This is a genomic window from Carbonatibacter coralli, from assembly GCF_039592655.1.
Lineage (GTDB): Bacteria > Pseudomonadota > Alphaproteobacteria > Kiloniellales > Kiloniellaceae > Carbonatibacter > Carbonatibacter coralli.
This window is the reverse complement of the sequence record NZ_JBBUTJ010000005.1, coordinates 24,047-37,375: the sequence shown is the minus strand read 5'-3', so window position 1 is coordinate 37,375 and position 13,329 is coordinate 24,047. Positions and strand designations below refer to the sequence as shown.

The 13,329-nt window shown below is 56.1% G+C and carries 12 protein-coding genes; 6 read left to right on the top strand and 6 right to left on the bottom strand.

The features are described 5' to 3' along the window. The first annotated feature begins 95 nt into the window (after positions 1-95). Genes AAAH10_RS12060 through AAAH10_RS12050 form a run of 3 tightly spaced genes read left to right on the top strand, consistent with a single transcriptional unit; the run spans position 96 to position 1,916 of the window. Complete coding sequence (locus AAAH10_RS12060; protein WP_343563867.1) at positions 96-809, top strand: HupE/UreJ family protein; 714 nt, start codon at positions 96-98, stop codon at positions 807-809. 28 nt (positions 810-837) lie between these two features. Then, the gene (locus AAAH10_RS12055; protein ID WP_343563865.1) at positions 838-1,536 is read left to right on the top strand and encodes a hypothetical protein; all 699 of its coding nucleotides are present in this window, start codon (positions 838-840) and stop codon (positions 1,534-1,536) included. A gap of 53 nt (positions 1,537-1,589) precedes the next feature. Further along, entirely contained in the window at positions 1,590-1,916 is a 327-nt protein-coding gene (locus tag AAAH10_RS12050) for a DUF6122 family protein (protein ID WP_343563863.1), read from the top strand. Positions 1,917-1,940: 24 nt separating this feature from the next. Here AAAH10_RS12050 and AAAH10_RS12045 read toward each other — a convergent pair whose 3' ends face one another. The 4 genes from AAAH10_RS12045 to AAAH10_RS12030 all read right to left on the bottom strand — a co-directional run bounded on the left by AAAH10_RS12045 (position 1,941) and on the right by AAAH10_RS12030 (position 6,260). Next, complete coding sequence (locus AAAH10_RS12045) at positions 1,941-3,068, bottom strand: ABC transporter ATP-binding protein (RefSeq protein WP_343563861.1); 1,128 nt, start codon at positions 3,066-3,068, stop codon at positions 1,941-1,943. An 11-nt stretch (positions 3,069-3,079) separates the two neighbouring features. Then, positions 3,080-3,967 carry a carbohydrate ABC transporter permease gene (locus AAAH10_RS12040; protein WP_343563860.1) on the bottom strand — a complete coding sequence of 296 codons (888 nt, stop codon included), beginning with the start codon at positions 3,965-3,967 and terminating at the stop codon, positions 3,080-3,082. After that, positions 3,960-4,868 (bottom strand): carbohydrate ABC transporter permease, encoded by a 909-nt coding sequence (locus AAAH10_RS12035; protein WP_343563859.1) that lies wholly within the window; start codon positions 4,866-4,868, stop codon positions 3,960-3,962. Before AAAH10_RS12035 ends, AAAH10_RS12040 begins: the two co-directional genes overlap by 8 nt. A gap of 129 nt (positions 4,869-4,997) precedes the next feature. Further along, positions 4,998-6,260, bottom strand: coding sequence for an ABC transporter substrate-binding protein (locus AAAH10_RS12030; RefSeq protein WP_343563857.1), 1,263 nt, complete (start codon positions 6,258-6,260; stop codon positions 4,998-5,000). A 262-nt stretch (positions 6,261-6,522) separates the two neighbouring features. Between AAAH10_RS12030 and AAAH10_RS12025 the strand changes: the two genes are divergently transcribed. The 3 genes from AAAH10_RS12025 to AAAH10_RS12015 all read left to right on the top strand — a co-directional run bounded on the left by AAAH10_RS12025 (position 6,523) and on the right by AAAH10_RS12015 (position 9,771). Further along, complete coding sequence (locus AAAH10_RS12025) at positions 6,523-7,263, top strand: response regulator (RefSeq protein ID WP_343563855.1); 741 nt, start codon at positions 6,523-6,525, stop codon at positions 7,261-7,263. After that, the gene (locus tag AAAH10_RS12020; RefSeq protein ID WP_343563853.1) at positions 7,260-8,729 is read left to right on the top strand and encodes a sensor histidine kinase; all 1,470 of its coding nucleotides are present in this window, start codon (positions 7,260-7,262) and stop codon (positions 8,727-8,729) included. Before AAAH10_RS12025 ends, AAAH10_RS12020 begins: the two co-directional genes overlap by 4 nt. Positions 8,730-9,036: 307 nt before the next feature. Continuing rightward, positions 9,037-9,771, top strand: coding sequence for an aspartate/glutamate racemase family protein (locus AAAH10_RS12015; RefSeq protein WP_343563851.1), 735 nt, complete (start codon positions 9,037-9,039; stop codon positions 9,769-9,771). 60 nt (positions 9,772-9,831) lie between these two features. Here the strand turns inward: AAAH10_RS12015 and AAAH10_RS12010 are convergent, their stop codons facing one another. Both AAAH10_RS12010 and AAAH10_RS12005 read right to left on the bottom strand, forming a co-directional pair. Further along, positions 9,832-11,079, bottom strand: a complete 1,248-nt coding sequence (locus AAAH10_RS12010) for an NAD(P)/FAD-dependent oxidoreductase (RefSeq protein ID WP_343563849.1) — start codon at positions 11,077-11,079, stop codon at positions 9,832-9,834. 24 nt (positions 11,080-11,103) lie between these two features. Further along, on the bottom strand, positions 11,104-13,323 hold the full coding sequence (locus AAAH10_RS12005) for a TRAP transporter permease (protein ID WP_343563847.1): 2,220 nt from the start codon (positions 13,321-13,323) through the stop codon (positions 11,104-11,106). Between the last annotated feature and the right edge of the window lie 6 nt (positions 13,324-13,329).

Here is a 13,329-nt window from a genome sequence, read left to right as displayed (position 1 = left end):
CGCATCCCCGCATGCGTTCTGCCTGACAGCTTCGACGCCTCTCACACAAAGGCGCCGGGTTACAGGCTTTCTCAACGTTTCAAATCGAGGTTTCAATGACCACTCGTCTTTTCAGGCGATCAGGATGGCTGCTGCCGGTCCTGCTTGCCGCTCTGGCCGTCTTCTTCGGCTTTTCACCAGAGGCCTTTGCACACGGCGTTACAGCCGGTGACAAGGGCTACATTCAGGAAGTCACAGGCGTTCTGCCCATTCCCTTCATCTATCTTGGTGCCAAACACATGATGACCGGGTATGACCACCTGCTCTTTCTCTTTGGCGTTATCTTTTTCCTCTATCGTCTCAGGGATGTCGGCCTTTATGTGACGCTCTTTGCCGTCGGGCACGTGATCACCCTGCTGTCAGGCGTTCTGATGGATATCAGCATCAGTGCCTACATCATTGACGCCATCATCGGCTTTTCGGTTGTCTACAAGGCACTCGACAACATGGGCGCCTTTCAGCGCTGGTTTGGCTATCAGCCAGATACCCGTGTGGCAACTTTCGTTTTCGGGCTGTTCCACGGCTTTGGTCTGGCGACAAAAATCCTCGAATACGAGCTGTCCCCCGATGGCCTGCTGGGCAATCTGATCTTCTTCAACATCGGTGTTGAGATCGGTCAGGTTCTGGCCCTGTCCGTCATTCTGATCGCCATCACCTACTGGCGCAAATCCGGAACCTTTCTCCGTCATGCCTACGCGGCCAACAGCTTCATGATGATGCTGGGCTTCCTGCTGATGGGCTATCAGATCACCGGCTACATCATCTCCTAGACAGAAACGATTTTTCAGGAACAAAACAATGCACAATTCCAACATTCCATCTCATCAGGACCTGCCCTCCAGCCAGAGCCTGATCAAATCCACAATCATCGCAGCAGTTACATCGCTTGTCCTGCTGGTCACCGTTGTCATGCCGTCCGAATACGGCATTGATCCAACAGGTGTCGGCTCTGTACTTGGTCTCAAGAAAATGGGTGAAATCAAGGTGTCCCTCGCAGAGGAACTGGCTGCCGATCAGGCCGCAGAACAGGCTGCGGCCACAGCGGGGACGGCTCCGGTTCTGCCAGTGACGACAGCCCCGGCATCAACCGTGGAAAACCCGCAGCCGGCACAGGTTGAATCACTTCTCTCAAAAGCACAGGCCGCAACGGCAGAGCCTGAAGCCCCCGCGAAACCGGCTGTTCGCGACACAGTGACCTTCAGCCTGGCTCCCAATCAGGGTGTGGAAATCAAAGCCATCATGAAGGAAGGAGAGCAGCTCACCTACAAATGGGTCAGCGACGGTGGCAAGACCAACTTTGATGTCCACGGCGATTCCCAGCCACTGGCCATTGACTACCACAACTATGAAAAAGGCTCTGTAAAGGTCAAGGAAGGCACCATTCAGGCTGATTTTGATGGCAGCCATGGCTGGTTCTGGCGTAATCGTACAGGTGAAGCCCTGAACATTACCCTTGAAGTCTGGGGTGAATACGAAACACTCAAGCGCGTGAAATAACAGGAAACGGGGCTCCCTCCGGGGGAGCCCCGTCCACAGGACTGACACAACACATGGATTTCGCAGATCTTCTTCGACCAACCCTGCATTACGGCATGCACTTTCTTGTACCCGGCCTCTTTGCATGGATCTTCTATCGGGACAGCTGGAAAAAGGCCTGGCTGATCCTGCTCGCCACCATGCTGGTCGATCTTGACCACCTGCTGGCAACCCCGCTGTTTGATCCCAACCGCTGCAGCATCGGTTTTCATCCCCTGCACAGCGAAATTGCCATAGGCCTCTATGTCGTTCTTCTGTTCTTCAGACCGACCCGCCTGATCGCGATCGGCCTGCTGTGGCACATGGTGACCGACTATCAGGATTGCCTCTGGCTGAAATGAACCGGACTTCCCTTTGTTCGGACTTCAGTTGATCCGCTGCTCCGTGCGCGGATCAAAGAGGCTCGCCTTGCCCATATCCACCATAAAGGACATGGTTTCGCCCGGACTGGATGCGTTGTAGGGGTTTACCCGCGCGATCACTTCCTCTCCCCCCATCTCGATATAGGTCAGGGTATCCGCTCCCGTTGGCTCAAGCACCTCGACCTGGCATTCAAAGGGTTGCAGACAGGGATTCAGGGCAATCTCTGCATCCGAGCGGTGCGTCAGCGTTTCCGGGCGAATGCCCAGAACCACCTCGCGCCCCACCCACTCATCCAGGGCCTGGTGCTCTTCCGGCAGGGGCAGATAGACCGAACCCCGATTGCCGTGGGCTGTACGCTCGAAGGACACGCCAAAGCGTCCCTCTTCATTGACCACGGTTGCCGGGATAAAGTTCATCGCCGGAGAGCCGACAAAACCCGCAACATAGATATTGGCCGGACGCTCATAGACCTCCTGCGGGGATGCAAACTGCTGGACCTCACCATTGCGCAGGATGGCAATACGGCTCGCCAGGGTCATGGCTTCGATCTGGTCGTGTGTCACATAGACCATTGTCGTCTTCAACCGCTGGTGCAGTTTCTTGATCTCCGTGCGCATCTCGACACGCAGCTTTGCATCAAGGTTGGACAGCGGTTCGTCAAACAGGAAGATTTCGGGATCCCGCACAAGGGCTCGCCCCATGGCCACGCGCTGGCGCTGACCACCGGAAAGCTGTGCAGGTTTGCGATCCATCAGGTGATCGATCTGGAGCATCTTCGCAGCTTCATCGATGCGACGGTTGCGCTCCTCCTTTTCCATCTTCCGCATCTCGAGGCCAAAGCCGATGTTCCGCCCGACCGTCATGTTGGGATAGAGCGCGTAACTCTGGAACACCATGGCAATATCGCGATCCTTGGGATGGACATTGTTCACCACCCGGTCATTGATCAGAACCTCTCCGCCGGAAATGGTTTCCAGACCTGCAATCATGTTGAGCAGAGTGGATTTTCCGCAGCCGGACGGGCCCAGAAGCACCAGAAACTCACCATCATCCAGATCCAGATCGATACCTTTGAGAATCTCGATATTCCCGTAGGATTTTTGTGCATTGCGAATAGTCAGGGTCGCCATGTTCCCACTCCTTACCCTTTCACAGAGCCTGCTGTCAGGCCCCGAACAAAGTACCGTCCGGCCAGTACATAGACGACCAGTGTCGGAATTGCTGTGATCAGCGCTGCAGCCATATCCACGTTGTAGCGCTTCACACCTGTCGTTGTGTTCACCAGATTGTTCAGCGCAACGGTCACAGGCTGACCGCCGCCTGTTGTAAAGGACGCCCCGAACAGGAAGTCGTTCCAGATCTGGGTGAACTGCCAGATGATTGTCACCACAATGATGGGCGGCGACAGGGGCAGCAGAATGCGCCAGAAGATCGTGAAGAACCCGGCTCCGTCAATCGTTGCGGCCTTGATCAGATCATCCGGTATGTTGATGTAGTAGTTCCGGAAAAACAGAACGGTAAAGGGCAGGCCGTAAACAATATGAACCAGCACCAGACCCGGAACCGTGTTGGCAATTCCCAGAACCCCGAGGGACTGCGCCATTGGCAGCAGCACCACCTGAAAGGGAATGAAACAGCCGAAGAGAATCAGTGCAAAGACCAGGTTGGCCCCGCGAAAGCGGAACTTTGTCAGGGCATAGCCTGTCAGAGCCCCCATCAGGGTCGAGATCAGAACCGCCGGAATGGTCATCTGGATCGAGTTCAGGAAGTAGGGCTTCAGACCATCGCAGGAAACCCCGATGCAGGCCTCGCTCCAGGCATAGCTCCAGGCTGCCAGATTGATTTCCGCCGGCAGGGACAGGAGTGTACCGGACTGGATTTCCTCCAGATCCTTGAACGAGGTGGAGACCACCACGATCAGGGGCAGGATATAGTAGGCTGCAAAGAGGAAGAGAAGGCTGTAGAGGCCGACGCGTCCAAGGGTGCGCCAGAGGGAACCCGAGCCGGGAAGCGCATTGATATCAGCCATTTTTACGCTCCCTCAGTTCGGAATAGAGATAGGGAATGACAATCGCCATCACCGTTGCCAGCATCATCATGGCCGAGGCAGCGCCAAGGCCGAGCTGATTGCGCCGGAAGGTCATTTCGTACATGAAATTCGCCGGCAGGATCGAGCTGTTCCCGGGACCGCCACCTGTCAGCGCAACCACGAGATCAAAGCTCTTGACCGCCATATGCGCCAGAATGAACAGGCTGCTCAGAAAAACAGGGCGCAGGGTTGGCAGAATAATCACAAGATAGATCCGCGACAGGGATGCCCCGTCCAGATAGGCCGCCTTGATGATTTCGCTGTCCACCCCGCGCAAGGCCGCAAGGAAAAGTGCCATCACAAAGCCCGACGACTGCCAGACCGCTGCAATCACAAGGGTATAGATCGCCAGTTCATTGCTGATCAGCCAGTTGAATTCAAAGCTCTCCCAGCCCCAGGACTGCACCAGACGCTCAAGTCCGAGCCCCGGATTGAGGATCCATTTCCAGGCTGTCCCTGTCACAATCAGGGAAATGGCCATCGGATAGAGATAAACCGTCCGCAAGGCCCCCTCGGCGCGGATTTTCTGATCCAGCGCAACAGCCAGCAGGCATCCCAGAACAATGGAGATACCGATAAAAAGCCCGCCAAAGATCAGCAGGTTTTCCATCGCCACCGACCAGGTGGAGATCTTCCAGAGGCGGATATACTGGTAGAAGCCTTCAAAGGAATAGTTCGGCAGCATCCGTGATTTGGTCAGGGACACATAGCCCGTCCAGGCAATAAAGCCGTAAACGAAGAAGACAATCAGGGCAAAGGTTGGCGCCACGACCATCTTGGGGATTTGCCAGCGCAGCCAGTCGGACAGGCCTTTGCCGGTTTCCTTGGACGTTTCAGACATGAGACACACCTTTCATGCCGATCTGCAGCAGGATCGGATGGACACAAGACAGAACAGCAGATCGGAATTGAGGCCGGATAAGAAGAAGGGAGGGCCTCAAAAAGCCCTCCCCGATTTTTCAGGAGGATATTACTCTGCCAGTTCCAGCGCTTCGGCCAGACGCTCAACGGCATCGTCTGAAGACATGTCAGAGTTGAAGTGCTCGGTCACCACATCCAGAACCGCACCGCGAATGGCACCCGCAGCAGCAATTTCGTGGGCAACAGAGCCAACCAGTTCTCCGGAATCCGAAGCGGCTTTCAAATCATCCATGGACCTGATGGCACAGGCATCGAAGTTTGTACGATCCACACCCAGACGCGCCGGGATGGAACCCTTGTAGAGATTGAAGGTTTCCTGGAAGTCCTCACCGAGGATCAGCTCGGCCAGGAGTTTCTGTCCGGCTTCGTTGTCCTCACCGGAAACCTCGAACATTGCAAAGCTGTCGGAGTTCAGAATGTAACCGCCGTTGGACGGTGTCGGGAAACACAGGAAGTCCTTGCCCGGCTCCAGACCTGCAGCAACAAACTCGCCCTTGGCCCAGTCACCCATGATCTGCATGCCGGCCTCGCCCCTTGCAACCATGCCTGTCGCAAGGTTCCAGTCGCGTCCCGGGAAGTCCGGATCAACATAGCCGCGGATCTTGCGCATCTGGTCAAAGATTTCCTTCATCTTGTCAGAGCGGACAAGATCCAGATCCTTCCCGACAAAGGCACCGTTAAAGAACTCTGCGCCGCCGAGGCCCAGTGCAACCGTCTCAAACACCGTCGCGTCCTGCCATGGCTGACCGCCATGCGCCAGCGGAACGATACCGGCTGCCTTCAGCTTTTCAGCAACAGCATTGAACTCGTCCCAGGTTTTTGGTGGCTCTGCGCCAACCTGTTCCAGGGCTTTCGGATTTGCCCAGATCCAGTCCACGCGGTGGATGTTGACAGGAACCGCAACATATTTGCCGTCGTGCTTGACGATATCCTGCAGGAGCGGAGGCAGAACCTCGTCCCACTTCTGCTCCTCACCAACAGCGGTCAGATCACCCAGGGCACCGGCCTCGGCCCATTCCTGAATGTTCGGCCCCTTGATCTGGACAGCAGCCGGCGGGTTGCCGGACAGCACGCGGGAGCGCAGAACAGCCGCCTGTGCATCACCGCCACCACCGGCGACAGGGGCGTCAATCCACTTGCCACCCTTTGATTCGAAATCTTCCTTCAGCGCCTGAACCGCCTTGGCCTCGCCGCCGGACGTCCAGTAGTGAAGGATCTCTGCCTGCGGCTGCGCTGTCGCAGCGCCTGCAAACAACATCAGGCTTCCAGCGATCGCTGTGGAAGCGGAAAGTACTTTGATCTTGGAGGTCATTTTACCAAGTCTCCCTGAGATTATCTTATGTAAAGCTGTCGCAGACGGATCAGCTTTCGCAGACAAGAAATCAATCTGCACTTGGGCTATTGTTTTTATTCGCCCGGACGATGTAATTAAATATTGGAAGAAGACAGAAAGCGAGAACTATAGGGTAACAGATTATTTCACCAGAGATTTCTGTTACAATTCTGAAACATTAGTACAAAAAAGATAAAAAGAATCAATCCTTTGAAAAGGTTTGTTTTTTAGGGACCAAAGAATGACGCACTTGCTTGTCGTGGATGACGACACAGACATCAGGGAGCTTTTGACCGACTTTCTCACCCAGAGAGGCTACCGGGTTTCCGTGGCCGGATCGGGGTCCGAGATGTTTTCCGTTCTGGAACAGACTCCATCAATCGACCTTGTGATCCTCGACGTTATTCTTCCCGGAGAAGACGGCCTTTCCCTCTGTCGCAGGCTGCGTGAAACCTCCGATACTCCCGTGATCATGCTGACAGCCGTGACAAACGATGCCGACAAGATTGCAGGTCTGGAAGTCGGTGCAGACGACTATGTCGAAAAACCCTTCAACCCCAGAGAGCTGCTGGCACGGATCAAGGCCATTTTCCGCAGGGCTTCCGGCAATGCCCAGACAGCACCATCCGAAAAACTGGAACCCGAGCAGAACCAGACCTACAGCTTTGCAGGCTGGCAACTGAGCGAGGCCCGGATGGAATTGCGCTCCCCCGAAAAGGTGATCGTCAATCTCTCGTCCGGTGAATTTGCATTGCTGCGCAGCTTTCTCAAGCATCCCCAAACGGTGCTGTCCCGCGACGATCTCGTATCCGCAACCCGGGGCGTACAGGCCATTGCCTTTGATCGCAGCATTGATATCCAGATCAGCCGCCTGCGCAGGAAGCTGGAAGGCCACAAGGGCAATCCGCAGTTGATCAAGACAGTCCGGGGACAGGGCTACATCTTCACGGAAAAAGTTGCAATCAGTCGTTACACAAAATGAAAAAGCCCACCCCCCTGCAAAAACTTCTGTTGCTTGTCCTTCCCGCACGTATCCGCATACGGGTCGTCAGCTTCGGGCTGATCTGCGGAACAGCAGCTCTCCTGCTGACCGTTCTGGCCATTGTCTCCATCGGGGAGCGCCGACTGGATATCATTGAAGCCAGGAGTTTTGCCTCTTCGATTGAAAGGGCTGTGCTGCTGCTGCGCAATTCGCAAACGCCCATCGAAACGGTCAAGGCTCTCAACCGGAATGGCAGTGATGCTCTTCGCTATCGCTATCTGGAGAATGAAAAGGCCGTCCGTACGGCCTTTGAATCCGACTACGCACTCTTGAGCTTCCAGTTCCGGCCCGACCTGCCCGTCATCATGGTTGCAAGCGCGGCCACTCCGGTGCGCACAGCGCTTTTTCGGGCTTCGGACGATCTCTCCAACTTTCATTCCGCCCTCTCTCACCTCTCTGCAGCCCTGGTCAGACAGGATTCTGAAGGACATCTGATTGTTCTGGTCAATGGCCGGGCACTCAGCATTTCAAGCCCGACACACTGGACCGAGCGGACAACCGAGGTCGAGTGGTTCCTGATCCTCTTTATCGGTCTGATCACCATCGGGGCCAGCTATCTGACTGTCACGCGCTGGTTTTTAAGATCCTTCCGCCTGCTTGGCGAAGGCATTCGTCCGGATGACCCCGACGAACTTCCCCTTGTTTCCCGCGAAGCCCGAAACATCATCACACAGCTGCGCAGGCAGGAGCAGGAAAAGGCAGAAACAGTCGCAGACCGGACACGCATGCTCACAGCCATCTCTCACGACCTGCGCACACCGGCCACCAAACTGCGCCTGCGTGCAGAGATGATCGAGGACAGAACCCTGCGCCACAAGATCCTCGGGGATCTGGATCTCATGCTCGGAATGCTCAATGAGTCCATCGATTTCCTGCGGGGGAATGTGACCGATGAACCGCTCGAGTCATATGACCTTTTGTCGTTGATCGAGAGCATTTGCGATGATTTTTCCGATGTCGGAGAACCTGTCACCCTTCTGCCTGTCAAGTATCCCTCCCTGCACACCACCGGGACTGTTTTCAGCGCAAACCAGTCATCCCTGCCACTGGACCAGCTCTTCCGGGGGCATATGATCGGACGGCCCAAGGCCCTGAAGCGCGCCCTGGACAACCTGATTTCCAACGCCATCAAGTACGGGTTTCAGGCCAAGGTCCTTGTCAGTATCGAAACAGACCGCATTGAAATCGACATTACAGATCGCGGACCCGGCATCCCCGAAGACAGCATGGAAGAGGTTTTCAAACCCTTCTTCAGACTGGAAAAATCCCGAAACAGGGAAACGGGAGGCAGCGGTCTCGGCCTGAGCATTGCACAGTCCATCGTGCATTCCATGCAAGGCAGCATCGAGCTGATCAACGAGACACCCCAGGGCCTGAGAGTGCGTGTCACACTGCCCAAAACATAACACGCAAAACGTGTATTTTCCTTTTAAATCGCAGAAAAATCCGGAGCGTTTTCACTCTTTCACAGACCTTCAAACCAGGGTCAGTGATGATTTTCTCCATGGAATTTCAGAAGGAAAAGCAGCACTGAAAAACACGTCCTCTTGCCCCTCTTTTCCGGAATTGTGCGGAGAGGAAAAAAACAGGCAAAAAGCACCGGGTTTCAGAGGCTTTTTCCTTGTCAAAACCGCCCCGTGTCCTAGGATATTTTTACAAGGTTTCGACAGGCGAATCCTGCGATGGAAAGATTGAAAAAACGGGAGATTTGAAATGATTCTGGCCGGAGGACAAAACATCTGTGGCGCATCAATCGGTGTGCTCTGTCTGGAGAGTTATTTCCCCAAACCACCGGGGCACATAAAGAACCCCTCCAGCCTCCCCTTTTCTGTCCTCTATGAAATGGTCAGGGGCATCACTGTCCCAAAGCTTCTGAACAACCCGACCCCGGATATGCTGGAGCCCTTTCTGGCAGCAGCACGACACCTTGAATCAGAAGGCGTCCGTGCCATTACCGGAAGTTGTGGCTTCCTTGCAATGTTCCAGAAAGAACTGGCCGCTGCAGTGAACATTCCGGTTTTTTCATCGAGCCTGATTCAGGTTCCTCTTGCCTTTCACATGTCGGGGGGCGTTGCCCCGGTCGGGGTTCTGACAGCCAGCGCCAATGCACTGACCGAAAAACATCTCGCCGGTGTTGGAGCCCAGGGCATTCCCATCGCCGTGCAGGGACTGGATGATACAGAGGAATTTGCGACGGTCATCCTTCGCAACGAACGCACATCCATGGATCTGGCAAAGGTCGAAAGCGAGGTTCTTGAAGCCGCCAGGAAACTTGTCGATCAGACGCCCGAAGTCCGTTCCATTGTTCTGGAATGCACCGACCTGCCACCCTTCGCTGACAAGATCCAGGCCCTGGTCAAACGTCCTGTTTTTGATCTGACAACACTGGCGACCATGGCCCATGACGTCTGTGTTCGCCGTCCGTTTCAGGGTTTTATGCCCTACTAAAACCGGTCCTCCTCAGCTCCGGACCATTTCGGCACATCCGAAAATCAGCAGTCGGTCCTTTTAAAACCGGCTGCTGGAAAAGGGGGAAAGATCCTCGTTCGGGATTTTCCCTGTCACCAGATTGGCCACCAGCTGACCCGTTCTCGGCGCCATCATCATGCCGTAGTGACTGTGACCGAAGGCAGCAAACAGCCCCTTGTGACCGGGGCAGTGTTCCAGCACAGGCAAGCTGTCCGGAAAAGACGGACGCACACCCATCCACTCACTCATTTTTTCGGTTCGAATGGCCGGAAAGAGCGCGCGGGCCTTCCTGACCAGGGTTTTGATGCGTCGTTCATTCGGCGGTGTGTCCGGTCCCGCAAACTCGGCAATCCCGGCCAGACGAAGGCCACACGCCATGTCATTCGCCACAACATGACTTTCCGCATCCATCACCGTGTTGTTGACCACAACACCTGCCCCTTCAAAGGAAACATGATAGCCGCGCTCAAAGGCCAGCGGCAGTCTCATGCCAAGAGGCTCCAGCAGTTTTGCCGACCAGGCCCCGGCCGAGACCACAACCTTTGCCGCACTCAGGATTTCCCCCTTGGTGATCACCTGCCAGCCCTCACCCGACGGCTGAATGGTCTCGACGCTCACCTGTCTGATTTCTCCGCCCATTTCAGACAGTTTGCGGGCAAGAGTTTTCCCGATCAGTCCCGAATCAAGGCTTCTCGCCTGCCCCTTGATCAGAACAGCCGCCCTGAAATCGGGAGAAATCGCCGGTTCGATCTCCCGCAAGGCAGCCCCGTCAACGACCTCCAGCTCGGCACCCTTGTCCTGACGCAGGCGCGCCCCCAAACTGTTCAGCGTGGCGCTTTCAACATTGCGATAGGCATGAACATACATGCTGTCCTGCAACAGATGCTCCTGTCCCGTTCCCTGCAGATGGTGCCGATAGAGGGCAACGCTGTCTCCGCAAAGCAGAAACATGGCCCGGGAAATTTCCCGGACGCGATCCGGCGCGGAATCCTTCAAAAAGCGCATCAGCCAGGGCAGGTAATTCAGGGCATGCCGCGGGGCAATGGAGGCTGCCCCGTCCGGGTTGAGCAACATTCCCGGTATGCTTTTCCACAGACCCGGCATTCCCTGGGGCACAACAGACCAGGGCGAAATCACTCCGGCATTGCCAAAGGATGCCCCCTGTCCCGGCTCGTCCCGATCCAGAAGCAAAACGGACTGGCCAGCCTCCGCCAGTGAGAGCGCAGAACAGATTCCGACGATACCGCCGCCAACAACAATGACGTCCGGTTCCCGATCAGCAGTCATAACAATCGTTCTCCAGATAAGCGATTACGCCACACGGGCCTCGCTGTTTTTGTAACGGGAGATCAGCTGCAAGAGGATCACGGGAGAAGCCACAAGCAGGGCCACAAGATCCGCTTCGAGCGATGGCGCAATAAAGATCAGACCGGACAGCCCCATCAGAATGCGCGACAAAAGACCCATCGGCGCCAGCCAGTACCCCACGACTGCTGCTGACAGGGCAATCACCCCCAGAATGCTGCTGGTTGCAGCATAGGTGAACTCCCACAGATCAAAACCTGTGGACGAGACAAACAGCAGGACAGGCGCGTAGACAAAGGCCATGGGAGCCACGACCTTGCCCAATCCGAGCGTAAAGGCGGAAATGCCCGTCCGGAACGGGTTGGAATTGGCAATGGCAGCGGCCGCATAGGCCGAGGTACAAACCGGTGGCGTGATCTCTGCGACAACCCCGTAATAGAGAACAAACATATGGCTCGCGATAGCGGGGATGCCCAACTGGGCCAGCGCCGGCTGGGCAACGGAAACCAGCATGATGTAAAGCGCGGTTGTCGGGATGCCTGCTCCCATCAGAATGCAGGCCACGGCAATAAAGATCAGGCTGATGAACAGCGTCAGTTCATCAAGGGCAAAAAGCTCAAAACCGCCGAAGCTGAAGAGCCCGTGCAGATCACCACCCAGCGCAGCCGCTCCCTGCGTCACCATGAAGCCGATCCGGAAACCGACGCCGGTCGTGTTGATCACCCCGACGACAATCCCGACAGCAGCAGAGGCAGCGCCGACGGCCAGTGCGTATTTCACCCCTGTCTCGAAGGCATCAGCCATTTCCGGCAGCCTGATCCGCTCCTGCGGGTTAAAGGTTGCCAGAACAGCCCCTGTAATCAGGACAAGCGACATCGGCAGATCAAAGCCCTCACCGAGATATTTCCAGATCACAAAGGCAGCAAAGAGCGCAGGATAGACCAGCGTCGCCGACGTTCTGATGCGCGCCATCCCCGTGATAATTGCCAGCGAGATTCCGCAAAAGGCCGACATGAAAGGCGTGTAGCCCGAGAACAGCACCACCAGCAGTCCGATCAGCGGGATGATGTTGGCCCAGCCCTGGCTCCAGACTTCCCGGAACTGCGGCAGCATCTCCTTCGAAATTCCTTTGAGATCCAGACGACGCGCCATCAGATGCACCACGGCAAAAACGCCTGTGTAGTGCAGCAGGGCCGGAAAGATCGCGGCAATGACAATGGTGGTGTAAGGCACCTCGAGAAACTCGGCCATGATAAAGGCCGCTGCCCCCATGATCGGCGGTGTGATCTGTCCACCGGCAGAGGCCGCTGCCTCAACCCCGCCCGCAAAGTGTCCCGGATAGCCCAGACGCTTCATGTTCGGGATGGTCAGCGCTCCTGTCGAGACCGTGTTGGCCACAGAGGAACCGGAGATGGTGCCGAAAAAGGCAGACGACACAACGGAAACCTTGGCCGGTCCGCCCGTGTAGCGCCCGGCAAGAATGGTCGCGTTGTCGATAAAGAGCTGTCCCAGCCCGGTGCGCTGCGCAACAACCCCGAACAGGACGAAGTGGAAGACAATCGTGGACACCACCCAGAGTGTCACCCCGAAGATGCCTTCCTGCGGGAAGTACATGGAGGAAACAAAGGTGCGGAACTTCACACCCGGATGCTGCAGCACACCCGGAAACAGCGGTCCCAGCAGCGCATAGGCGATAAAGATGCAGATGATCCCCGGCAGCACCCAGCCCAGCGTCCGGCGCGCAATATCCAGCACCAGCAGAATCAGGATACAGCCAAAGATCAGATCGGACCCGTTGGGGTTCCCCATCCGGAAGGTCTGTTCCTCGATCCCGAGAGCCGGAAGACCATTCCAGGCCAGTCCCAGATAGAGCGAGGCACTGACACCCAGAATCATCAGGATCAGATCAAGAAAGGGAACACCTCCCAATCGCAGGGCCCCGGTGTTCAGATCAAAGGCCGTTCTGGTTTTGATGGCAGGGAAAAGAGCATAGGTCAGGATAAAGAGCCCGGTCAGATGCCAGCCCATGTGCCAGTGATCCGGAGGCAGGGAAAAGCCGGCCGTCAGGTAATGATAGGCCGCAAAGGTCAGGGCGACATAGCGCAGGAAGCGCCCCAGCGCCGGAGAAACCTTCCGGGTTGCAGCCCCTTCATCATACTTTTCTTCAATTGCTGAAAGCTCTTCGGCAGACAACTCGCGCTGCCCGGAATTCGGCTCACTGCTCATCGGGAA